The 23,654-nt window shown below is 69.0% G+C and carries 18 protein-coding genes; 11 read left to right on the top strand and 7 right to left on the bottom strand.

Annotated elements, in window-relative coordinates:
- Window positions 1-86: 86 nt before the first annotated feature.
- The 6 genes from EIZ45_RS11905 (at window position 87) to EIZ45_RS11880 (ending at window position 6,128) form a co-directional block, all read left to right on the top strand.
- Complete coding sequence (locus EIZ45_RS11905) at window positions 87-716, top strand: DUF5701 family protein (RefSeq protein ID WP_134664853.1); 630 nt, start codon at window positions 87-89, stop codon at window positions 714-716.
- 641 nt (window positions 717-1,357) lie between these two features.
- The gene (locus tag EIZ45_RS11900; protein ID WP_134664855.1) at window positions 1,358-1,966 is read left to right on the top strand and encodes a CatB-related O-acetyltransferase; all 609 of its coding nucleotides are present in this window, start codon (window positions 1,358-1,360) and stop codon (window positions 1,964-1,966) included.
- An 18-nt stretch (window positions 1,967-1,984) separates the two neighbouring features.
- Window positions 1,985-2,824 (top strand): aminoglycoside adenylyltransferase domain-containing protein, encoded by an 840-nt coding sequence (locus EIZ45_RS11895; RefSeq protein WP_134664857.1) that lies wholly within the window; start codon window positions 1,985-1,987, stop codon window positions 2,822-2,824.
- A 122-nt stretch (window positions 2,825-2,946) separates the two neighbouring features.
- On the top strand, window positions 2,947-4,377 hold the full coding sequence (locus EIZ45_RS11890; RefSeq protein WP_134664859.1) for an aminotransferase class V-fold PLP-dependent enzyme: 1,431 nt from the start codon (window positions 2,947-2,949) through the stop codon (window positions 4,375-4,377).
- 240 nt (window positions 4,378-4,617) lie between these two features.
- A complete protein-coding gene (locus tag EIZ45_RS11885) occupies window positions 4,618-5,646 on the top strand; it encodes a MerR family transcriptional regulator (protein WP_205670034.1) in 1,029 nt (342 codons plus the stop codon).
- Entirely contained in the window at window positions 5,643-6,128 is a 486-nt protein-coding gene (locus tag EIZ45_RS11880; protein ID WP_134664863.1) for a hypothetical protein, read from the top strand. The genes EIZ45_RS11885 and EIZ45_RS11880 overlap by 4 nt, the downstream gene beginning before the upstream one ends.
- 73 nt (window positions 6,129-6,201) lie before the next feature.
- Here EIZ45_RS11880 and EIZ45_RS11875 read toward each other — a convergent pair whose 3' ends face one another.
- A complete protein-coding gene (locus tag EIZ45_RS11875; RefSeq protein ID WP_134664865.1) occupies window positions 6,202-6,777 on the bottom strand; it encodes a DUF2510 domain-containing protein in 576 nt (191 codons plus the stop codon).
- 3 nt (window positions 6,778-6,780) lie between these two features.
- Window positions 6,781-8,124, bottom strand: a complete 1,344-nt coding sequence (locus tag EIZ45_RS11870; protein WP_134664868.1) for a DUF4041 domain-containing protein — start codon at window positions 8,122-8,124, stop codon at window positions 6,781-6,783.
- A gap of 223 nt (window positions 8,125-8,347) precedes the next feature.
- Here EIZ45_RS11870 and EIZ45_RS11865 point away from each other — a divergent pair, with 223 nt between their 5' ends.
- A complete protein-coding gene (locus EIZ45_RS11865; RefSeq protein ID WP_134664871.1) occupies window positions 8,348-13,498 on the top strand; it encodes an AAA domain-containing protein in 5,151 nt (1,716 codons plus the stop codon).
- A gap of 67 nt (window positions 13,499-13,565) precedes the next feature.
- Here the strand turns inward: EIZ45_RS11865 and EIZ45_RS46100 are convergent, their stop codons facing one another.
- The 3 genes from EIZ45_RS46100 to EIZ45_RS11855 form a co-directional block, all read right to left on the bottom strand.
- A complete protein-coding gene (locus EIZ45_RS46100; protein WP_167756418.1) occupies window positions 13,566-13,712 on the bottom strand; it encodes a hypothetical protein in 147 nt (48 codons plus the stop codon).
- A gap of 395 nt (window positions 13,713-14,107) precedes the next feature.
- Entirely contained in the window at window positions 14,108-15,217 is a 1,110-nt protein-coding gene (gene menC / locus EIZ45_RS11860; RefSeq protein ID WP_037817846.1) for an o-succinylbenzoate synthase, read from the bottom strand.
- On the bottom strand, window positions 15,214-16,068 hold the full coding sequence (locus tag EIZ45_RS11855) for a hypothetical protein (RefSeq protein ID WP_134664873.1): 855 nt from the start codon (window positions 16,066-16,068) through the stop codon (window positions 15,214-15,216). Before EIZ45_RS11855 ends, menC begins: the two co-directional genes overlap by 4 nt.
- Before the next feature lie 92 nt (window positions 16,069-16,160).
- Here EIZ45_RS11855 and EIZ45_RS11850 point away from each other — a divergent pair, with 92 nt between their 5' ends.
- Window positions 16,161-17,735, top strand: coding sequence for a CdaR family transcriptional regulator (locus tag EIZ45_RS11850; protein ID WP_134664875.1), 1,575 nt, complete (start codon window positions 16,161-16,163; stop codon window positions 17,733-17,735).
- 183 nt (window positions 17,736-17,918) lie between these two features.
- Here the strand turns inward: EIZ45_RS11850 and EIZ45_RS11845 are convergent, their stop codons facing one another.
- Window positions 17,919-18,371, bottom strand: coding sequence for an Lrp/AsnC family transcriptional regulator (locus EIZ45_RS11845; RefSeq protein WP_037817843.1), 453 nt, complete (start codon window positions 18,369-18,371; stop codon window positions 17,919-17,921).
- A gap of 108 nt (window positions 18,372-18,479) precedes the next feature.
- On the opposite strand from EIZ45_RS11845, the gene EIZ45_RS11840 reads away from it, so the two are divergent.
- From EIZ45_RS11840 to EIZ45_RS11830, 3 genes are all read left to right on the top strand, one after another.
- Window positions 18,480-19,889: a pyridoxal-dependent decarboxylase gene (locus EIZ45_RS11840; protein ID WP_167756417.1), complete on the top strand. Its 1,410-nt coding sequence runs from the start codon at window positions 18,480-18,482 to the stop codon at window positions 19,887-19,889.
- A 94-nt stretch (window positions 19,890-19,983) separates the two neighbouring features.
- Entirely contained in the window at window positions 19,984-20,871 is an 888-nt protein-coding gene (locus EIZ45_RS11835; RefSeq protein ID WP_167756416.1) for an SDR family NAD(P)-dependent oxidoreductase, read from the top strand.
- Window positions 20,872-20,906: 35 nt separating this feature from the next.
- Complete coding sequence (locus EIZ45_RS11830; RefSeq protein WP_134664881.1) at window positions 20,907-21,866, top strand: AraC family transcriptional regulator; 960 nt, start codon at window positions 20,907-20,909, stop codon at window positions 21,864-21,866.
- On the opposite strand, the gene EIZ45_RS11825 is transcribed toward EIZ45_RS11830, so the two are convergent.
- The gene (locus tag EIZ45_RS11825; protein ID WP_240690726.1) at window positions 21,863-23,482 is read right to left on the bottom strand and encodes a sigma-54-dependent Fis family transcriptional regulator; all 1,620 of its coding nucleotides are present in this window, start codon (window positions 23,480-23,482) and stop codon (window positions 21,863-21,865) included. The two genes, EIZ45_RS11830 and EIZ45_RS11825, sit on opposite strands and share 4 nt — an antisense overlap.
- Window positions 23,483-23,654 lie beyond the last annotated feature (172 nt).

Below are 23,654 nucleotides of genomic sequence, written 5' to 3'. Positions count from 1 at the left end.
CCTCCGACGTAAATTTACCTTGACACCCATGTGGAGACTCGGCATACTTTTACTACCGACGTAAATATAGCCCGAAGGAGAACCACTTGTCGATCGCTGCCCTCCCGTCGCTCGCGGACCAGGCAGACCACCTCATCGCGCTGGGAGTGCCCGAGATCGCCCAGCTTTCCGCCGACGACTTGCGTGCTTTCGCCGCGGAGCACCACGTCGCCGACGGCGCGCTGCTGGCGGTCCACCCGGACCGGGCACCCGCGTCGGCGCTCTCGCCGCTGCTCCGGCGCGAAGGAAAGGCCGGATTCGTCGTCACCGACATGCCGGACGTCGACCAGTTCGCGCCGCGCGACATCGACCTGCCCGACGCACCGCTGTACCTCGTCACCGGCCTCGACCGCGGCGACGAGATGGCCAACTGGAGCCCCGAGGAAGCCCTGCCCGCGATCACCAAGGCCGGGCGCAGTCCACTGCTGCTCACCGAGGGGATTCACTGGGTGCTGCAGCAACCGTCGGCGCTCGAGCGCAACCATTGCTTCATGACCATCGGCTCCCGGCTGCGCAAGGAGAACGGCAAATTCGACGCCCGCACGCCGGCACTGTGGATCAGCAACGGCACCGGCCGCGACGGCAGCGAACGCCGCAACGCCCCGAAGGTCGGCTGGTGCTGGTGGGGCAACCGGCACACGTGGCTGGGTTTCGGGTCTGCTGCCGCCCGTTGCTGAGCCCGTTGCCTCTTGCCGAGCCTTCCGCCGAACCCACCGCTGTTCGCTGCTAAGCCCTCCGCCGAGCCTCGCAGCGTCCGCCGCTGAACCCATCGTCCACCGCCGAACCCACTGCTGTTCGCCGCTGAACCCGCCGACCTCAGCCTGTCACCGCCCACGCCTAACCCGCCGCCCACCGCCGAGCCCCTCACCGTCCGCCGCCGAACCCACCGCTGTTCGCCGCTGAACCCGTCACCGCGCGCTGCCGAACCTGCCACCGTCCGCCGATGAATCCGCCGCTGCTCGCAGCTAAGCCAGCCCACCGCCGAACCCCGTCGCCGTTCGCCGCTAAGCGCGCCGTCGAACCTGCCACCGCCCACCGCCCGCCGCCGGGGCCGCCGCCCACTGCCGAGCCCCTCACCGTCCGCCGCTGAACCCGCCGCCCACCGCCGAATCCACCACCGTCCGCTGCCGAATCTGCCGCTGTCCGCCGTTGAATCCGCCGTTGCTCGCCGCTAAGCCAGCCCACCGCCCAGCGCCGAACCCGCCATCGCTCGCGGCTGAACCCGCCGCCCCCTGCCGAGCCCGCCGTTGAACCCGCCGCCGAGCCTGTCACCGCGAGGAGAGAACCCATTTCCCCCGATCCGAACGTCCTGCACCCGATGCCCGAGCAGCCGCGAGTGGTGCTGCTGAAACCGCTGGTCACGTCGCCGCTGATTGACGTCGGCGAGTTCTCCTACTACGACGACCCGGACGAGCCGACCGCCTTCGAGACTCGCAACGTGCTGTACCACTACGGGCCGGAGAGGCTCGTGATCGGCAAGTACTGCGCGCTCGGCGAGGGCGTGCGGTTCATCATGAACGGCGCGAACCACCGGATGGACGGGCCGTCGACGTTCCCGTTCCCGATCATGGGCGGCGACTGGGCCGAGCACTTCGACGCCATCACCGGCCTGCCCGGCCGCGGCGACACGGTGCTGGGCAACGACGTCTGGCTCGGCTACCGGGCGATGGTCATGCCGGGCGTCCGCATCGGACACGGCGCGATCGTCGCGTCCGGGGCGGTCGTGGTCGACGACGTGCCCGACTACGGCATCGTCGGCGGCAACCCGGCCAAGCTGATCCGCCGCCGGTATCGCGACGAGGACGTCGAACGACTGTTGGCGATCGCGTGGTGGGACTGGCCGTTGGACCACCTCACCAAGCACGTCCGCACGGTCATGTCCGGCAGCGTCGACGACCTGGCGAGGGCCGCCGCCGAACTCGCGTAACTCGGTAACGTGGCAGGCGTGCCGAGTGAGATACCTGAGGAAGTCCGCCGAAGCACCACACTGTTTCTGTCCACAGTGGACTTAGCCGCGCCCGGGTTGGTGACGGGTTTTTACCTGGTCGGTTCGGTCTGCTTCGGCGACTTCCACGCCCGCGGCGCCGGGCGCGGACGGCTGAGCACCGCCAGCGACATCGATTTCGTCGCGGTCACTGATCGACGTCCGGATCGGGTTGAGATTTCAGCGCTGGCGCAGGCTCATGCCACGACAGTCACCCGGTTTCCGAAGCCGCATTTCGACGGCTCCGTGCTCACCTGGGCCGATCTCGCCGCCGGGCCCGACGACTGCCCGGACGTTCCGTGCGCACAGGAAAGCCGTTTCACCGAGGCGGGACGAGACGGTCTCAACCCGGTGACGTTCTGCGAACTCGCCAGGCGCGGGATCGCGCTGCGCGGACCGGAGCCGTCCGATGTGGACGTTTGGGCGGATCAGGATGCCTTGCGCGCGTTCACTGTCGACAACCTGAGCAGCTACTGGCGGCCGTGGTGGGAGAAGAACCGGCGCACCAGTGCGTTGTCGCTCGCGCTCGGGATGAGCCCGCTGTTCCCGGTGTGGGCGGTGCTCGGGGTGAGCCGTCTGCACCATCTCGTCGCCACCGGGGAGCTGACTTCCAAAACTGGCGCAGGACGTTATGCAGCAAGGCAACTCGACCCTCGCTGGCAGCGCATCATCGCCGAGAGCTTGAGCCTGCGCACTGGTGGTGCGGAAGGTCGACGAAGCTACCGGAACCCCCTGGCCCGGCGACGCGACACGCTCGCGTTCCTGGACGCCACCATCGACGACGCACTCACCCTGGCCTAGCGCACGAATCGGGCCAGCAATGGCCGGATTTACTTCCTTGCGGCACCGTTCGAGTCCACTTAGCCTCGTCTCAAGCTAGTACAGAACCTGTTACGTGCTAGCACAATCTGGGGAGAGGGCTGATGACGAGCGAGCAGGACCGCGGCGGGGTGGCGACGGACGCGGAATCGGCGGCGAAGCTGCTGCACGGTGTCGTAGATCAGCTGGTCGAGGGGTGGCGCACGCGGCCGGAGCACCCGGCGAGCCCGGTGACCGCCGACGCCGCGGAGATCCGCGCCTGGCTCGACAAGTACCCGCTCGAGAGGCCGGAAGACCTTGAACAGGCCGTCCCGGAGGTGCTCGCCGCGCTCGATCGCTGGACCGTGCACACCGATCACCCGGGGTATTTCGGGCTGTTCAACCCGTCCGCGACCTGGGCAGCAGTCACCGGAGATCTCATCACCGCGGCGGTGAATCCGCAGCTTGCCGCGTGGAGCCACGCACCGTTCGCGGTCGAGGCGGAACAGCGGTGCATCGACCTGTTCTCCGCGCGGCTCGGCCTCCCGGCCACCGCGGGCGGCCATTTCACGAGCGGCGGCGCGGAGGCCAACGCGACCGCGGTGCTGACCGCGCTCACCCACGCGTTTCCCCAGTACAGCACCGGCGGCCTGCGTGCCCTCGACGCCGCGCCAGTGTTCTACGCCGGTGCGGATTCCCATCTGGCCTGGCTGAAAATCGCCCACGCCGCCGGTCTCGGCCGCGACGCGTGCCGACTGGTGCCGTCCGACGCAAGCGGCCGGATGGACGTCGCCGCACTCGAAGCCTTGCTCGCCGAAGACCGGCGGGACGGCAAGGCGCCGTTCCTCGTCGTCGCCACGGCCGGGACCACCGGGGCGGGAATGATCGACCCGCTGCCGCGCATCGCCGATCTCGCACACGACGCCGGGCTGCGGTTCCATGTAGACGCGGCCTGGGGCGGAGCCGTCTGCCTGTCGGATCGGCTGCGCGGCGTGCTGACCGGCATCGAACGCGCGGACACGATCACCGTCGACGCGCATAAGTGGCTGTCAGTGCCGATGGGCGCGGGGATGTTCTTCACCCGCGACCGAGCCGAGCTGAATTCGTCGTTCACCGTGTCGACCTCGTATATGCCGGGCCAAGTCGACGACACTGCCGACCCGTACACGACGAGCAATCAATGGTCGCGGCGGTTCATCGGACTGAAGCTGTGGCTGAGTCTGCTGGCATACGGAGTTTCCGGCTACGGCACCCAGATCGAACACGACGCGGCGCTCGGGCAGGAGTTGCGGGATCAGCTCACGGGCGCGGGTTGGCTCGCCATCAACGACACTCCGCTGCCGATCGTCTGCGTGACGCGCGCGGACGCACCCGCCGATCCGACGGAATCCTGGCAGTGGCACAGCGACCTCGCGGACCGGGTCAACGCCACCGGCTCCGCGTGGGTGAGCCCAGTCCGCGTCGCGGGACGACCGGCGTTGCGGGTGTGCGTCATCAGTTGGCGCACGCGAACCGAGGACATCGTGCGGCTGCGCGAGCTTCTGGACCGGGTCTGAGCGCGATCGGCGCCACCGTGCTGAAGGAGGCCGAAGGAAACCCACCCAGGACTACGCCGATCCGGCCAGGCATCCCCTCAGCCTGTGCTGGCTGGTCGCCGAGCAGCCAGACCGAGTAACCGCGCCCACCGGACAGCGCCGCCTCCTCGATCGGGCCAGTCACCCGTCTGCACTAGGACGATCCCGTGGTCACCGTGCTGCGGTTGACCTTCAAGCTGCTTGAACCCCGATGATGGGCGGGTGCCCGACCTGCTGACCATCGGAGCGTTCGCCCGCCGCTGCGGCCTCACCGCCAGCGCGCTGCGCTTCTACGCCGATTCCGGACTCGTGCGCCCGATCCGGGTCGACGAGGAATCCGGCTATCGCTACTACTCCCCCGGCCAGGTCTCGGCCGCCCTGCTCGTCCGGCGGTTGCGGGAGATCGGCCTGCCGCTGGAGCGAGTCAGCGCGGTCCTCGCCGCCGACCCGGCCGAAGCGTCGCGGATCATCGACGACCACGTCGCCGGGTTGGTATCTCAGGTGCACCAGGCCCGGGAAACCGCCGCGGCGGTAAAGGCGACGCTGTGCACCCCGGCACCGGCACCGTCGGTCCGGCTCACCGGCCCGGTCTTCACCGCCGCCGTCGAGCAGGTGCTGACCGCGACGACGCAGGACCTCCCCGTGCTGAATGGCGTGCACCTGGAGGTCTCCCCAGAGGCGATCGTGCTCACCGCCACCGACCGGTACCGCCTCTCGACCCGCACCCTCGTCCCAGCCGAACCAAGCACCTCCACCTGGACCGCGACCGTCGACGCCGACGACCTGCGGGTAGCAATGCCGTGGACGCGCCGGCAACACGAACTCCACCTGAGCCTCCACGCCGACGAGATCTCCTTCCAGGGCGACGCCGTACGAACGTGCCGCACGCTCACCGACGACTTCCCCGACTACCGCCTGATGCTCGCGTCATTGCCAGAAGTCCTTACGAGGGCGGTGATATCTCGCAACCCGCTCGTGGCATGTCTAGAGCGCCAATGCACCCCGCAGATCCAACTGGACCTCTCCGCCACCGCCGTCACAGTCGGCACCGAAGCAATCCCCGCGGACGTCACCGGCCCGCCGATCTCGCTCTCGTTCGCCGTGAGCACGCTGCACCCGGCGATCAGCACCGCCGTCGGCCCGGACGTGATGCTGGACGTCGCGGGCTCGCACCTGCCAGTCGTCGTGCGCTCCGCCGACGACGGCGACCTGACCACCCTCGCCATGCCAGTGAAAGGACCTGCCGAATGACGGACACGATGGCCGAGATCACCGCCGCAGTCACGCAAGGCCGAGCGGGCGCGCCGGATGCCGCGCGGGCGCGTCTGCAGGAACTGTGGGACGAACTCGGCCCGGGCGGCGATCCGTTCTACCGCTGCGTTCTCGCGCACTACCAAGCAGATCTGTTCGCTGACCCGGCAGAGGCACTGGTCTGGGATGTCAGAGCCCTGGACGCCGCCGCGACGGTCACCGACGAGCACGTCCAATCCCACGACGCCGGGCTCCGGATCGCGGGCTTCTACCCGTCACTGCACCTGAACTTGGCCGACAACTTCCGCCGCCTGGGCTCGTTCTCCGCAGCGGCGGAACAGCTCGCCGCGGCGCGCGCATGTCAGGACGCGCTGGCCGACGACGGATACGGCGCGATGATCCGACAGGCGATCGACGGCGTCGCGGAAGCGATTGAGCGCCGATCCACCGAACGACGCGCTACGGCACCGGGGGTCGGATAGGCGGGACAAGGCTCGACAGCGCCCGATCTTCGCCAGGACGCGGGAGCAGGCCGAACCAGTGCCTGTGCGAGCCCTAAACGACGTCGAGCCGAGGCGCTGCCGAAGCAGCCTCAGCCGCCTCGACCAGTGCAGCAGCATCCGAAACGTTGGCCACGCGGACAGACATCGCAGGAACCGCGCGTTTGGTGGGCTTCGTCGTGTACACCGCGAGGTTCTTCGTCGACCGGTTGTAAATCGCGGCTTTGGCTTCGTTCCAGCTCACTTCAAGGAGCTGGCGCCGCACTATCCCGACGAAGAGGAAGAGCAGCCGCTGGTTCGTGCAGGCAAGAACGCCGAGCCCGTCGCCCTGTGCCCCGCTCAGAGCCAGAACCTCTTCCTCCGGCCGGAGATAGTCCGCGAGGAGAGCGATCTCCTTCCTGGCTCCCGCGAGCAGGCCGCTGACTCTGCTGACCGCTCTGGCGATGTCCGGACGCAGTTCCGGTGCCCGCTCCGGGGCGATCGACGCCGCCTCGGGCTCGGGCTGGGCCGCTGCCTGGCGCACAGCGGTGTGGAAGGTCCAGTGCCAGCCGTCCCAGTATCGGACCAAGGCATCGTCGAGAGGATCCGGCAGCCAGGCCGGCGGGCGCGACGGTACCTGCGGGCGAGTCACGCCTCATTCACCACCGTCGTCGCTGAGATCGCCGTCGGCGGAAGCCCAAGGGCCGACCGGCACCAAATCGTCACGCGCATCGCGCCGTCCCGGATCCGATGCCCGCCACTCGATTGCCTCTGGGACATCGGTGTATTCCAGGACGTGCGCGTTGCCGACGGCGATCAAGTGTTCCTTCACTTCCGCCGGAGTCGCGTAGAAGAATTCCCGCCGCAGGTTGACCAGATTCACTCGCTTGTGGCTCAGCCGTTGGTGCAGAACGGTTTCCAGCGCGACGGCATCCTCGGAGAAGACCAGCGCGTGGACGTCGAACCGGAACGGCACTGAGGCATCGCCGAGTTCGCGGACGCGGTCGAGCGGTTCGAGCCGCCGGGTCATGCCGATTTTGACCACGCCCGGGCCGAACGCGCCGACGTTGGAAATCACGTAGACGTGCCCGACCCGGATGTTGGCCGCGCGCGCCTCGACTCCGGCGATGGCTTCGTCGACGGCCGTCATCTGTTCTCGCGCCCGGGCCAGGCCCTGCGAATCGCCCTTCGCCTCCAATTTGGCCAGAGCGGCCGCGTAGTGCGCGCGTTCCTTCGCGAGCCGGGTTCGTTCGCGCTCGATCTCCTTCATGACCTTGGCTTCTTCGCGAAGCCGTTCGCGTTCGGCCCGCGCCTGCTCGCGCTCGGCTTCGACCTTCGCCAGGTAATCCGCGGTCAGGTCGATCTCGCGGAGCCGGAGCCGGTGATAGCTGTCCGAAACGGCGATCCGCATGAGGACGCCCAGCCGCCCGATCGTATTCCGCGTGGTCGTCAGCCGTTTCTTCACTGACTCGCGGGTGTGCGGCTTCACCACGCGGACCGCGTTGTCCGCTTCGGCGTTGTACGCGCGCAACATCAGCTTGGCCATGTCGCGGCCGAGCCGCTGGCCTTCCTTGACCGAGCCGTTCACCGCCCAGTCGACCTGACAGGTGACCGCATCAGCCCGCGCTTCGAGCTTGATCCGGTCCCGGAGCAGTTTCAGTTCGTCCTTGTACTCGACCGAGTCGTCGAGCGGGTGCGCGTACTCGTAGACTCCGGCTTCCTGGAGCAGCGCCAGTTCCCGGGTCTCGACCAGAGTCGATTGCCACCTCACGGTCTCCGCGCTGACCTGATCGCGCGTCGCGGCCAATTGCGCTGCCTCGCGCTTCGTCCGCTCGACCGCCGACCGCAGGTCTCGCAATTCCGCTTCGAGGCCAGCCGTCCCCGCACCGCGCAAGTGGCCGACCCATCCGCGCAGTTCGGTGATCGTCGCGTGCGCCGCGGCCAGCTGCTGCTGCAGCGCAATCACCTCTGGGTTCTCCCGGTTGCCGAACAGAGCCACTTCCGATGCCTTCCCCCTGCGCGCGAGAGACCTTCCCGCGGCGTCCTCCTGACGATCGCTGTCCCGCATCGGGCCGTTACTGGCCATTTGCACGGATTGCCCGCAGCCTGGCCGGTGCCGTCCCGCAGCTCACGATTCGGTAACCGTCTGTCACGTTTCAGTCCGGAATCCGATTGAGGAGAGGCGCGGAATCACTGCGCACGGGGTACGGCTGGCAGGTGGAATGGATACGTCACTGGTGGATCGCGCACGCAGGCTTTTCGAGTTTCTGCGAGGTGCGCAGCACCTCAAGGCCAGTCCGGTCCGCACCACCGACACCTACCAGCGCGACGGCGACGTGGTCTGGCTGAGCCAAGCACCCCGCCATCCCGCCGTCTCCGTGCGGACAGCGGAGCCGGGCGACCCGGACGGCCCGGTGCTCGCGATCGAACGGGTCCCGGTCGTCCCGGCGCCCGAACCGGACGCCGATCTGGCCCGCTGGCTGAGCAGCCCGCTCGACGACCCGGAGCAGGCGCCCGCGCTGCGCAAGCGGATAGTCGAAACACCCGCCGAAGACTGGGCCCTCGACCAGGAAGGACCCGGTGCCGAGCGCGCGCCGGAGTACCTGTCCCTGAACGACTTCCCCTCCGTCGAAGCGGCGTTCCCGAGCTGGCTCGCCCGCTGGCAGCGCTGGGCCGACCAGGAACTCGTCGACCGGCCGGCACGAGACCTTTACCAACGCCTCTACCTCATGTACGTCCGGGCGACAGAAAGCCCGGAAGAGCTGGAATTGCTCGCCGGAACCGGATGCCTGAGCTGGCAGCCGGTCAACAGCCCCCGGATCCGGCGGCACGCGCTCACCAGCGAGGTCAGCATCCACTTCGACGACCGCACCGGCGTCATCGAGGTGCGGACCGTCGAGTCGGCCGAGCCAGCCCGGCTCGAACTCGACATGGTGGACCTCCGCCTGATCACGACACCGGACAAGGTCACCGAGGTCCGGGAGGACGTCAAAGCCCACGACGGGTCCGCACTGGACCGCGCGGCGGCGCGAGAATTCGTCCAGCGCATCGTGCACAGCATCGACCCGGACGGTGAATACCGCGACGAGGACGAAGCCGCGGTGCCGGCCCGCAACGCGGTCGCGACGTTCGCCCCCGCCGTGATCCTCCGGAAGCGCACCTTTCACGGTCTGATCGAGATTTTCGACGCGATCCTGCGCCAGATCGAGGAAACCGGCGAGGTCCCGGCCGGGCTGGTGCCGCTGCTCGATCCCGACTACGTCCCGGTCGCGGAGCAGGCCGGCGACGCAGGCGCGATTCTCGCCGTCGACGACGAGCCGTTCCTCCCCATGCCGGTCAACGAGAAACAGCTCGAGGTCATCCGGCGCGTTGACTCCAGCTCGCAGGTGCTCGTTCAAGGCCCGCCCGGCACCGGCAAGACCCACACCGCGGCCGCGCTGATCTCCCATCTGCTCGCCCAGGGCAAGCGGGTTCTGGTGACCGCCCAGACCGACCGCGCGCTTCGCGAGGTGCGGGACAAGCTCCCGGAGCAGATCAAACCGCTCGCGGTCGCCGTCGTCGGCACCTCGCGCGAGGACATGGCCGATCTCAAGATCGCGGTGCAGGAGATCGCCGCCGCGGCCGGAGACCACGACGGAGCGGAGAACGCCCGGGCCGTCCAGCGCAACCTCGACGCGGTCGACCGGTTGAGCCGGGAGCGCTCGGCCCTGCACAGCCGCCTGATCGAGGCGCGGGAAGCCGAAGTCCGGGAACGAACCCATCAGGGCTATCGCGGCACGCTGTCGCGCATTGCGCAGCAGCTGGCCGCGGAGGAAGAGCTCAGCTGGCTGTCCATGTTGGACACTATCGCTCCCGACGCACCGGTACCGCTGTCCGCCGCGGAGGTGCGAAGCTGGCACCGAGACCTGCTTGACGACCAGCTCCTCGCCGACGAGGCGGAGTCCCGGCTGCGTTTGCTCGCCCTTGACTCGGTGAGCGACGCAGCGGCCTTCGCGAACCTCGCCGCCAGGGAACGTGCCGCGTTCGAGGCAGACTCGCGATACGCGCCGCTCAAGCAGCACCCGGCTTTCGGGGCCGTGCTCCGCCTCGCGCCGCAGCAACGGGCAGAGTTGCGGCAGCGCTTGCAGCACATCGCCGACGAGACCGATCAGCTCGTGAGCCGCCGGGAACAGTGGCTCGACGCCGCGCTGCGCGACGTCCGGTCCGGACGAGCCGATCAGTGGCGGGCCCGTGCCGGCACGATCGCCGGTCTCGTCGAAGCGTGCGCCCGTCCGGTCGCCCACCTTGGCGCGCTGACGGAAGTCGTGGTCCGCGAGGGCGATCTCGGAACCTTGGCCACGCTCGCCGGCGAGGTCGCCCGCTATCTCGGCGACGGCGGCGTGATCAAGACGCAGGCCGACGGAACCCCGAAGATCGGCGCGTTCGCGGGCAAAGTGCTGAAGCAGGCGCAGCCGTTGTTCGAGAGGGTCCGGGTCGACGGCGTCCCTCCGACCTCCTCCGCGCAGCTCCAGACATTCCTGGCGTGGGCCGAGGGAATGCGGGTGCTGGCCGCGCTCGACCGGGCTTGGCCGGAGGACGTGGAGATCCCGCCCGAGGACACGCTGCAGGAACGGCTCCAATGGCACACGACCGAGCTCGCGCAACTGCAGCATGTGCTGACGCTGGCAGACCTGTTGGTCCAGGAAGAAAACCAGCTGCGCTGGCTCCAGCTGCCAGTGCCGAACTGGCAAGATCTCAGCGACGTCCGCAGGTATGCCAACTTGGCGGACGCATGCGGCGCCGAGGAAGCGCGAGTCGCGGCGACGCAGCCGCTCAGCGACCTCGAAGCCGTCCTTCGCGAGACTGCGCAATGGACAGACGCGGCACCGTGTGTCGCGGATCTGATGTCCGGCGCGAAGACCCGCGATCACGAGCTCTACGCGAGCGCACGCCAGCGGCTCGAACGGCTGTGGGAGGTCCGGCAGCGCATCGCTCGACGAGACCACGTCAGCTCCGTGCTCGGCACTGCGGCGCCGGGCTTCCGCGCGGCGGTCGAGGCTGACCCTGGAGCTCCGTTCTGGCAGGAGCGGGTCAATCGGTTTCAGGAAGCGTGGAGCTGGGCGGCGACCCGGGCGTGGGTGGTCGATCAGGAGGCAATCGACGTCAACGACGTCCAGCGCCGGATTTCCCGGATCGAAGCGGATATCCGCAAGGAAGCCGAGGCCGTCGCCGCGCGCCGGGCTTGGGATCACGCGGCGTCTCCGAGCCGGCTCACCGGGACCGCTCGCGCAGACCTCACCCAGTACGCACAACTGGTGCAGCGCGCGGGCAAGAACACCGGCATCTACCGCAACCAGCGGCGCGCCGAGATCCGCAAGGCGATGGACCGGTGCCGGCCGTCGGTTCCGGTGTGGATCATGCCGATCTACCGGATCGCCGAGCAGTTGCGGGTCCGTCCCGACATGTTCGACGTCGTGGTGATCGACGAGGCATCACAAGCCGGAACCGAAGCGGTCTTCCTCCAGTACCTGGCGCGCAAGATCGTGGTCATCGGCGACGACAAGCAGGTCTCCCCGTCCGCGGTCGGCACCGACCAGCAGGAACTGCGGGACCTGGCCCGGCAGTACCTTGCCGACGACCGCTATCGCGACTCGTGGCACGACCCGAAGCGCAGTTTGTTCGACGAGGCCAAGATGCGCTACGGCCGGCCGATCACCCTGGTAGAACACCGCCGCTGCGTCCCGGAGATCATCGGTTTCTCCAACCGGATCGCCTACGAACCGGACGGCATCAGGCTGCTGCCGGTCCGGCAGTACGGCGCGGACCGGCTCGATCCGGTCAAAGCCGTCTACCTCGAGGACGGCTACGAGCGGGGCGCCACCAACAAGATCAATCCCGTCGAAGCCGACGCGATCGTCGAGCAGATCGAGAAATGCCTTTCGGACCCTGCCTACGACGGGAAGACCTTCGGCGTCGTGTCCCTCCTCGGCAAGGCCCAGGCGAAACGCATCGAAGACGAGTTGCTCGCCCGGCTCTCCCGGGAGGACTGGCAGAGCCGCGACCTCCGGTGCGGCGACGCCGCCGACTTCCAGGGTTCGGAGCGCGACGTCATCTTCCTGTCCATGGTCGCCGCGCCCGACCCGGAGCGGCGCATGATCGCGCTGACCCAGGACCAGTACGTGCAGCGGTTCAACGTCGCGGTCTCCCGGGCCAAAGACCAGGTCTGGGTGTTCCACTCGGTCCGGCAAGACGAATTGCCCAACAGCGAGTGCATGCGGTACCAGCTGCTCGATTACTGCTATGGCCTGCGCGACCAGCCCGCGGGCGCGACCGGACGCTCGTCGGCGGTACCGGACAACGAGCGCGTCGAACCGTTCGATTCCCTTTTCGAGCAACGGGTGTACAACCGCGTCGTCGCACGCGGCTACACCGTCGAACCGCAATTCGAAGCACTTGGTTACCGGATCGACCTCGTGGTGGTCGGCGGCCGGGCCAGGCTTGCCGTGGAATGCGACGGCGACCGCTGGCACGGACCGGACGTCTACGAGCGCGACCTCGCCCGGCAGCGCGACCTTGAACGATGCGGCTGGCGGTTCTTCCGGATCAGCGGCTCCTCGTTCGACGTCGATCCGGACGAGGCCCTCGCGCAGCTGTGGGAGATCCTGAACGAGGAGGAGATCTATCCGGCAGGCTGGTCTCCGGCGCGGACAGCTCCGGCACCGATGCCGGAGACTCCTGCACAGGAACCCGCGTCTTCGCCTCAGGAGACGGCCGCTGTCGCCGCCGTCGTCGCTGTCGAAGAGGAGTTCCGTCCGGCAACCGGCGAGCTGGTGCTGGAACCTGAGCCCAGCGAGCCGGGGTTTGCCTCGACGGCCGGCGCCTTGTCTTCCTATACGACCTTCGCCGGTGCGCTCATTCCGACTTCCGAGGCCTCCCGAAAGCAAATGACGGAGGGCGTGCTCGCGATCGTTCAGGCTGAAGGACCGGTACTGGGACAACGAGTCCACCGAGCCTACGTGGAGGCTGCCAAGGGCAGTCGAGTCGGCCGGCTGATCGCGAACGAGCTCGATGCGGTGCTGACCCAAGCGGTGCGCCGCGGCGACCTGCTCGTCGACAACCCGACAGAACAGGGCCGGATCAAGGAACGGACGTACCATCTGCCAGACCAGCCGCGGGTGCGGATCCGCGAGCTGGGGCCGCGTCAGCTCTCCGACGTTCCTCCTCGCGAACTCGCTTCTCTTCTCGCCGCGGTAGCGGAAAGCGAAGGATGGGACGAGCGGATTCTCTACCGGGCAGTGCTCGCCGAGTTGGGGTTGAAGACCCTCACGAAGCGGGTGCAGGAGCTCTTCGACTCGATCGCTCCACTCGCCCGCAGGATCGCGGAAGGCGAGTAAGCACGACACGCTGCTCGTGGGGTCCGGGCGGTTGCCGCGCTGGGGGACGCCGCAACCGCCCGGAGGTTTAGCGGAGGTCGCGGACCAATGCGCCCACGATCGCGTCCATCCGGTCTGACTGGGCCTTCGAATAGCCTGCCGTGTCGATGAACACGGTGACCGAGCGTTTTCCGTTCCCTGCCACCGCGTTGCGGAAGTCGTGGCCGCTGGCCATGCTGCCGCTGTGGCCCCATGTTGGGGAAGTTCGGGGTCAGTTCGTATCGTTGGACGCCAAGGCCGTATCCCTTACCACAGTCATCCAGGACGGTCTTTTTCCGTCATCAGTGCGAGTGGCAGCAGTTTCCCGCTCAGCAACGAAGTCCAGAACTCTGTGTGTCCGTGCCGGTGGAGATCAGTTCGCCGGATGCATCGGCTTCGGCGACGTTCCATTCCGTTGTGTCGACGCCGCCGGTGCAGGACCGCAGATCCGGTTCTTCGATGATGGTTTCCCCCGCCGGGTCAGTAGGTTTCGCACAGGGAGAGCGGGTTGATGATCCGTTCGGTGAAACCGGACTGGGCGCGGTCCGGTGGGGCGACGGAAAGGGCCTGTTAGACGGCCTGCTGGAATCGTCAGCCCGCGAAGAGGGTTTGCGAAGCGACGGTGTGCTTGCGCAGCGCGAGCGGATCGACAGCGACGCCGCCGCCCGGTCCGTCTGGAATGGACAGGCAACCGTCTTCTAGCTCGAACGGCGCGGTGAGATCGGTGGCATAGTAACGGCTCGACGCTGAGATATCATTCGGCAGCACAAAGCCCGGCAGTGCGGCTAGGGCGAGGTTCTGCGCGCGGCCGATGCCGGTTTCCAGCATTCCGCCGCACCACACCGGGATTCCGTGTGCGGCACACACGTCGTGGATTCGTCGTGCTTCGAGGTATCCGCCGACGCGGCTGGGTTTGATGTTGATGATCCGGCACGCGCCCAACCGGATCGCGAACGCGGCGTCGCGGGCGGAGCAGATCGACTCGTCCAGGCAGATCGGGGTCCGCAGGAGTTTCGCGAGTTCGACGTGTCCGCCGAGGTCGTCCGCGGCGAGTGGTTGTTCTAGCTGGACCAGGCTGAACTCGTCCAGGCGGCGCAGATGGTCGGCGTCGGACAGGGAGTAGGCGGTGTTCGCGTCGGCCTGTAGCAGCAGGTCTGGGCCGAACTCGGCGCGCACGGCGCGTACTGGTTCTAGGTCCCAGCCGGGTTCGATCTTCAGCTTGATCCGGACGTATCCCTCGGCCAGATAACCGGCAACGGTGTCGATCAATTCCGGTACGGTGTCGGTGATTCCGACGGAAACTCCGGCCGGGATCCGGTCGCGCACGCCGCCGAGGTAGGTCGACAACGGCATCGCATAGGCGCGGCATTCCGCGTCGAGGATGGCGGTTTCGAGCAGGGCTTTCGCCAGCGGGTTTCCCTTGACCGGAGCCATCGCGCCCGCGACCCGGGATGCGGTCAGCTGCGGCAAGGCGGTGACGCGCGGGACGAGATGGTCGCGCAGGATCCGTTCGGCTCCGGCGGCGAACTCCGGGCTGTACACCGGTTCCGGGTCGCCGCCGAATTCTGCCCAGCCCTCGCTGACGTCGGTCACCACGTGCAACAGAAGGGTGTTGCGTTCGGTGTCCACTGAGCACGAAGTCCGGAATGGACGGACAAGCGGGAGGCTGACTTCGATCAGGTCGATCCGTTCGATTTTCACGCCCGCTTCCCTTCGGTCAGGTGGTACCACCCGGACCGGCTGAACCCGGTGGCTGTGTAGCCGTCGGCGAACAATGGGACGAGCACGTCGCGGATCGCGTAGCGCCACTCCGCGCCCAGGCGCGCGTTCAACCGGCGAAGGCCCACGATGTCGGACGGGACCCGGCACCAATAGCCGGAACCGTCGCGGGCCAGGAACGGTTCGCCGTCGGGGGCGCGGCGCGGGTCGACGTCCACAGTGGTCAAGTCCGGACCTGGAAGCTGGACTGGATTCGGGTCCCGGAGCGGCCACACCGCGGTGAAGCGGTCGGTTTCGTCCGCGCCGTTGACGCCGTCTTCGATCTGGCCGTAGAAGTCCACTGTGTACTCGGTTCCGCGCGCGCCTAGTTTCGCCAGGTTGAAATGCGCGTTGCGGCTCACCAGCGGATCGAAGGTCCAGACCATGGTTTCCGCGCCCTGATCCAGTGCCCACACCCGCTGCGCCTGCTTCAGCGCGAAGCCCACTCCGCGGTCGCTCGCGCGCGCGGCGGCGATCAGCGAATAGACCGCGCGGGTCACCGGCGGACAGAAAATCAGGCCGGAGGCGGCGACAATGCCGTCGTCGTCCGCCGCGTAATGCACCGCGCCGCCCGCGTGGACGACGGCGCGCAGGGCGTCCGCGCCGAACGGGGCGTGGGATTCCGGCGTCTGCCAGACCTGGGCGAGGAACCGCGACACCGCTTCGAGCGTCCGGACGTCGTCGGCCAGCCGGATCCGGACGCCCGCCCGGTTCGCGGCGCGCAGGGCGGTCGAGACGGCTGTGTCCGGGGCCGGAGGGAGTACGGTCGCTGATACGCCTGGTGGAACGTGCATGCTGACAGCCTCGCGGCCGGATCGTCCGGGTGCGTGCAGTGCTGGTCCAGAGATTCCGCGGATGTTTTGTGCGTCTGGCTAAAGAGGTGACGATGCTCGATCCGGTGGCGCCCGATCTCGGGCAGGTCCTCGCCGCGCTCGGCGCGTCGCTGCTGCGGCCGGTCACCCCGCTGCCGGACCGGCCGGTGCCGGTGTCCGGCGTGCTCATCCACGAGCGCCGCGGCGGTGCGCCGCCGGGGCAGGACACGATCCTGCTCGCGGTCGGGGCGGATCCAGCCGAGGCGAAAGATCTCATCAACGCGGCGGTGGGATATGCGGCGCTGGTGGTGAAAAGCTTCGGCGAACCCCTCACCGAGCTTTCGGACGCCGCGCAGGACGCCGGGGTGGTGCTGCTCGCCGCCGACGAAGCCGTGCCGTGGCACCACCTCGAAGCGATGATCTCCTCGGCGCTCGCACCCGCCGTCCGCACGCCCGGCGCACCCGCGGCCGGCGATCTGTTCGCGCTGGCCAACGCCATCGGCGGGATGGTCGGCGGCGCGACCACGATCGAGGACCTCAACCGGCGGATCCTGGCGTATTCGACGCTGCCCGGCCAGCCCATCGACGACGGCCGCCGCCAGGGCATCCTCGGCCTGCAGGTGCCGGAGGGGCCGGTGTTCTACGACGACCAGTACCGCGAACTCGCGCGGACACGGCGGACCTGCCGGTTCCCGTCGCTGCCGGGCGGGCTGCCCCGGCTGGGCGTCGCGGTGCGGGCGGGCAGCGAGATGCTCGGGTCGATCTGGGTGGTCGACGCCGACGACAGCCTCGACGAGACCGCCGAGCAAGCCCTGTTCGACGCCGCCGAGATCGCCGCACTGCACCTGCTGGCCGCGCGCACCGCGGTCGACGTGGTCCGTCGGCGGCGCGCTGACCTGCTGCAACGCCTGCTCGCCGACCCGAGCAGCGTCACCGCCGTCGCCCCGCAGCTCGGTTTGGACCCGGACGCGCCCGTCGCGGTCGCCGCGTTCACCGTCGCCGATCCAGAAGACGTCCTGGCCGCCCACGCGGCAACGCGGCTGGCCGATTTGGTGAGCCTGCACTGCGAGGCGCACTACGGCAGGCACGGCTGCGCGCTGATCGACGGGACGGTCTACGCGCTGCTCCCCAAGGGCCCCGCACACCGCGAACTGGTCGCCGACATCGCCCGCCGAGCCCACGGCGCGCTGCGGATGCCGGTGCAGGCCGGGCTCGGGTCGACGGTCCCCGGGCTCCGGTCGATCGCTTCCTCGCGGGCCGACGCGGACCTCGTCCTGCGGACGCTGGCGGAACAGCGCACCTCGCCGGAACTGTGCCAGGTGGCGGCCATCGAGGAGGTGTGGGCCGGGGCGACGTTGTCCGTGCTGGCGCAGTTGCTGGCCGATGACACGTCTTTGCCGCGGCGTTTGGGTCCGGCGGTGCGGGCGCACGACGTCGAGCACGGGACGACGTACGCGCCGACGATCCTCGCTTACCTCGACACGAACGGCGACATCGCGGCCGCGTCGGCGCGGTTGTCGGTGCACCCGAACACGATCCGGTACCGGCTTTCGCGGGCGGAGGAGATCTTCGGGTTCGATCTGGCGGATCCGGACGAGCGGCTGGTGCTGTGGCTGCGGTTGCGGCTCGGGGACCAGCTCGGCTGGTGAACGACTTCTCGGCGTTCACCGACGGCGGACGGCTCGGGTCGCGGCGATGAGGTGGACGGCGGTCTCCTGCCACGGCCCGGTTCCGGCCGGATCGCGGCGGCCCTGGACGAGAGCCCGGAGGTTCGGGCCGGGCATTGTGGCGGTCGCCAAAGCAGCGCCCGAGCGGTCGGCGTCGGCCGCGGATCACCAATGATGACCTGGCGTCGTCTTCACTGTCTTCATCGCGAACTGCGAATTCGTCCTTGCCACGCCCGGCATCCGCGTCAGCTCCGTCATATACAGCTGCTCATACGCTGCCATATCAGGCACCGCGATCTGCATCAGATAGTCCGGAGCGCCGAACATCCGGCGACATGACACCACGTCGTCCAGCCCCAGAGCGGTGTTCTCGAAAGCCTCGATGACCTCGCTGCGCTGATCCGCCATCTCGACATGCAGCAGCACTCCGAGCCCGCGGCCGAGCGCGGCTGGGTCGACTGACGCGTGGTACCCGGTGATCACCCCGGCCGCTTCGAGGGCGCGGACCCGGCGGAGGCACGGCGACGGGGACAGCCCGACACGGTCGGCGAGTTCATTGTTCGGTAGCCGGCCGTCGGCCATCAGCTGGCGGACGATTGCGTGATCAGTCTTATCCATGGCACAGGATGCTAATCAGACCCCCGGAAAACGCAATATTCAGCATCGGCTGCCCTGCCGTCCGCACTACCGTCGGTTCCGGCACTCGATCTCCCGGAAGGCAGCACCGTGCACCCTCTCGTCCTCTCCCCCGCGGAACGCGCGCAAGCCGCCGACGCACTGGCCCGGTTCGTCGACAGCTACGAGGAATCCCTGCCCACGAGGCCGATCCTGCCGGACGTCGACCGCGACACGCTGGCGAAGCTTCTTGCCGAGCCGTTTCCCGCGGAAGGCATTGGCGTGGAAGGGTTTTTCGCCGACCTCCGCGACCGCATCGCGCCCAACTCGACCACCATCGCGCACCCGCGGTTCCTCGCATACGTGCAGGGGCCGCCCAACGGGATCGCGCCCTACGCCGACGCGATTTCCGCGGTGCTCAACCAAAACTGCAACTTCTGGCAACTCTCCCCCGCGGCGAGCGTTGTCGAACGGTCGGTGGTGCAGTGGCTCGCCGGTCTTTTCCACCTCGGCCCCAGCGCGGGCGGCATTCTCACGAACGGCGGTTCCGGCGCGACCAAGGACGCGATCACCACCGCCCTCACCGACCGCCGGCCGGATTTCCGCGGGCGCGGCCTGCAATCCGGTGCTCCGCCGCTGGTGCTGTACACCTCGGAGGAGGCGCACCGGTGCGTCGACAAGGCCGCTGCCACTCTCGGCATCGGACTCGACCACGTCCGGCACATCCCGACTGACGACGAATTCCGGCTGCGAGTCGACCTCCTCGCCGACGCGATCGCCGCTGACCGGGCCGCTGGGCTCGAGCCGTTCTGCGTCGTCGCCACCGCTGGCACGGTCACCAGCGGCTCGATCGATCCCGTCGGCCCCATTGCTGACCTGTGCGAGCGAGAAAACCTTTGGCTGCACGTGGATGGCGCGTACGGGGCGCTGTTCGTCCTCGCCGACTCCGCGCGGGAGACGTTCGCCCCGCTGTCCCGCGCGGATTCCATCGCGCTGGATCCGCACAAGATGCTGTTCACTCCGCTCGAAGCCGGGGCACTGGTGGTAAAAGACGCTGCGAAACTGCGGGCGGCCTTCGCGTTCTCGTCGTCGTATCTCACCGTCGCCGAGGACGACCTGATGCTCGACTTCATGGACTACGGCCCGCAGCTTTCCCGTAGTTTCAAGGCATTGAAGGTGTGGGCCGCTCTGCGGACCTTCGGCGTAGACGCCTTCCGCGAAGCCGCCGAACGCTGTCTGCGGCTGGCCGCGCGGCTCGGGGAACGCGTCGCCGCCGAACCCGGTTTGGATCTGCTGAACCCGGTCACGCTGACCGCCGTCTGCGTGCGTATCGATGGCCGTCGCGACAAGGAATACCCGGCGCTGCTGGCCCAACTCGCCGACGAAGGCACTGCACTGCTGGGTCCGGCACGGTTGCACGGGCAGACGGCGATCCGCGCGTGCGTCGCGAACTACCGCACCACCGAAGCCGACATCGACCGCATCGCCGACCGGCTGGCCGAGTTCGCCGGAAAGTCGTGACGAGCGTGGAATGCGCGGAATGCGCGGAACGGTCCCGAAACCTGCGAACCCCGGTCCTGGTGCGGAAACCAGCGGCGAACCTAACGTCGCTGCTGTGTCGAAAATAGCTCAACCGGAACGGATCGACGGCCAGGTCGTCGCGATCACCGGGGCCACCTCCGGGATCGGTTTCTTCGCCGCCGCGCAGCTCGCCGAACTGGGCGCACGAGTGCTGCTGCTCGGGCGATCGGAATCCCGGGGCCGCGCGGCGGTTTCCGCGCTCCCCGACCCGCAACTGCACGAGTTCGTCCCGCTGGATCTCGCCGACCGCACGTCGATCGGCCGGGCCGGCGACCGGCTCGGCGCGTTGCCGCGGCTGGACGCGCTCGTGCTGAACGCGGGTGTCGTCGCCGGAGCGTTCGGTCCGGGACCAGCGCACCGGATCGGGGCGTTCGGCGTGGAGGAGATCGTCGGGATCAACCATCTCGCGCACGCGGAACTGCTGCGCCGCGCGCTGCCCGCGGTCCGGCGAGTGGTCAGTCTCGGAAGCGCACTGACCCGCAAGATCCCGTTCGACCGCGAGAATTGGCTGTCCGAAAGGGATTACCGGGCGCGGGTCGCGTATGCGATGTCCAAGCACGCGGTGGAGATCTTCGGGTTCGAACTGCAGCGTCGGCGCGCGGAGACGCAATCGATCGTCGTCCACCCCGGCTCGGCGATCGACGCGCTCACGCCGGGACGGCCCGGCGCGCGGATGCTGCGCGCGGCGGCCTGCGGGACCGTGCTGGGGAAGGATCAGGCGGCCCGGCCGGTCGTGGCCGCGGTCGCCTCGCCGGGCCTGCATGGCGGCGAGTACCTCGGTCCGCATCGGAGCGCCGCCGCGGAGGTGCAGCAGCCGGTGCCGACAAGCCGGGATCCGGAGCTGGGCGCGTGGCTGTGGACGGAGACCGAGCGGCTGCTCGGCGCGCGATTCACGACCGAGCCCCGTCACCCGATCGGGTAGAAAATCGCCCGTTAACCGCCCGCTAGCCTTGAACCGTGGACGACCCGGCGGTTCTGGACACCTTGGCCCGGCGGCTGGCGCGGATCGGCGAACGCCGGAACCTCGACGTCCCCGCGCTGCTGCACCGCCTCGGGATCCGGCCGGACCGCACCGGCGTCACCCGCAGGCAGGTCTCGGAACTCACCCGCGAGCTGTGGCTTCAGAACGACGACGAACTCTTCGCTCTCGGCCCGCGAGCCCCGCGCGGACTGTTCCGGCTGGTGATCCGATCGGTCGCCCCCGCGCCCGACCTGCGCACCGCGCTGCGTCGCCTGGAGGAAGCCGCCGAGGTCCTGCCCGGGATGCCCGCGGTGGCGGTTCGGGCGGCAGATCCGCTGGTCGAGGTGGACATCGACGTCCGCCAGCTCAACGACCCGGAGCACGTCGCGGCGGAACTGGTCGCCATCGTCGTCCACCGGCTGCTGAGCTGGCTCACCGGACAGCGCATCGCCCTGCGCGAACTTCGGCTGCCGTGGCCGGAACCGGACCACGCGCCGCACTACGAGGCGGTTTTCGGCCGCCATCCGCGGTTCGACGCGGACTCGCTGGTCCTCGTCTTCGACCGCGGGCTCCTGTCCGCCCCGGTGATCCGCGGCGAAGCCGAACTGGCCGCGTTCCTGGAAGACCAGCCGGACGTCTGGCTCGCCACCCGCGACTACGGCTCGGCCCACACCGACCGGGTCCGCGCCGTCGTCGAGCAAGGCGTTACCGCGCCGGACGACATCGCCGGACGGCTCGGGATCAGCGCCCAGCACCTGCGGCGGTTGTTGCGCGCGGAGAAAACGTCCATCGGCGAAATCCGGGACGCGGTCCGCCGGGGCGCCGCGATAGCCAGTCTCGGCCGCGGCGACGAACCCATCGAGAAATTGGCGCAGCGACTGGGTTTCTCCGAAGCCAGCGCCTTCCGGCGAGCGTTTCGCCGGTGGACCGGGCGATCGCCCGGAGACTTCCGCTAACCCGGCACCTTCAACGCCCGCATCCGCGCGTACAACGTCGTCCGCGAAATCCCGAGCGTGCTCGCCGCCCGCACCTTGTTCCCGCCGGCCGACCGCAACGCCGCGACGATCGCGTTCCGTTCCGCCCGTTCGATCGGAGCGAGCTCGTGCCCCGAAGCGTCCGCCACCAGCGCGGGCGGCAAATCCCCCGGGCCGATCGCGCCCACCGACCGTTTGCGGATCGCCTGGCTCAGCACGCCGCGCAGTTCAGGCAGGTTCCCCGGCCAGTCGTACGAGCCGAGGATGCGCAGCGCGCCCGGCGTGATGTTGTGCGTGCGCGCGGCCCCGAGTTCGGCCAGCATCCGGGCCGCGACCTCGGGAAAGTCCGGCCGGTGCGCCAGCGGCAGCAGTTCGACGTTCTCCCCGCACGACGCGATCAGCGCCCGCTCCGGACCGGTCAGCCCCTCGCGCGGGCCGGTCGTCAGCACGAGGTGCGGGCCGACGCCGCGGGCGGCATGCCTCGCGACGAGGTCGACCAGTTCAGCGGGCAAGAGATCCGCACCGTCCACGCAAATGCTGCCGGAGCCGGTCTCGACGGCGGCGGTGAACCTCGCGGCCCAGGCTGCGGATCCGCCGAGCACGGCTTCCGAGCCGGTCAACGTGGTGCACGGTTCCTCGGGCACGCGCAGCCGGGCTTCAGTGGTGCGGCCGGTCCCGGGCGGGCCCGAGATGTGCACGTGCCCGACCACCGGACCGGGCGCGACAGCACCACGGCGGCGCGTCCGCCGGGCCTCGGACGGGCTCAGCGGGCGGATCTCGACCAGCATCCCGCCCCGGGCGCCGGGCACCGGTTCGGCCCGGACCCTGGCGCGCTGGCCGGAGCGCAGTTCGGTCTCCATTTCGGACGGTCCGGCCGCCTCTCCCGCCAGGTTCCACAGCAGCGCGACGTCCGCGCCTTCCAGCAGGTCCGCGGCGGCTTGGTTGCACAGCAACAGGTCCGGGCCGATCGCGACCACCGGCCGGGTCGGGCGGGACGCCGACTGGAACGCGGCGAGCAGCGACCGCTCCGACACCCGGCTGCCTTCCAGCAGCTGCCGTTCGATCTCCTCCACCGCCTTCGCGACCAGCGGCGCGAGCAGCGGATTCGCCTCGGCGGCCAGCAAGGTGATGTCGAGCGCGCCCTCCAGCCTGCGCGTGACCGGGTGGAAAATCGGGTGCCCGTAACAGCTGAACCCGCGCAGCGCCTCGGCGTAGTGCTCCTCCCCGTGCACCACGATGCTCGACCGGGTTTCCAGCGCGGTGCCCGGGCCGGTGGTCCCGACCTCGTCCTCCAGCAGGCAGGTGCCGACGCCGATGCCCAGCTGGTCCAGGCAGTCTTCGACGGCGCGGTCGGCGCTCCAGCGGTGCACGAGCCTGCCGTCGTGGTCGACGAGCACAGTGGACATCGCGGTCCCGGCGAGACGCTCGTCGAGGTCCTCCAGCACCGGCGCCGCCGCCGACAGGAGCCTGCTGGCCGGGTCGACCTCGTCGAACCGCAGGTCGAGCAGCGCGGTTTCGGGGCGCACACCGGCGAGCGAGGCGCGCCGCCAGGACTGGGCGATCGGTTCCCGCAGCACCACGCTGCGCGAGGACGTCATCGAGCTCACGCGATCTCCACCTTCGTTGGTGACGCGCAGCAGGATAACCATCGCTCTCCGCTGACGCTGTACAGAACTTGAACACTCAAGCCCCGATTCACCCGGCAAGGTGGTCCATCACCACCACCCGCGTGCACGTGTTGCCATCCGGCACGCGGTCCTTACCTCGAAA

Origin of the sequence: Amycolatopsis sp. CFH S0740 (assembly GCF_004522315.1) — a bacterium.
Classification (GTDB): Bacteria; Actinomycetota; Actinomycetes; order Mycobacteriales; family Pseudonocardiaceae; genus Amycolatopsis; species Amycolatopsis nivea.
The sequence above is the reverse complement of the archived record's forward strand: the minus strand, read 5'-3'. Positions and strand labels throughout refer to the sequence as shown.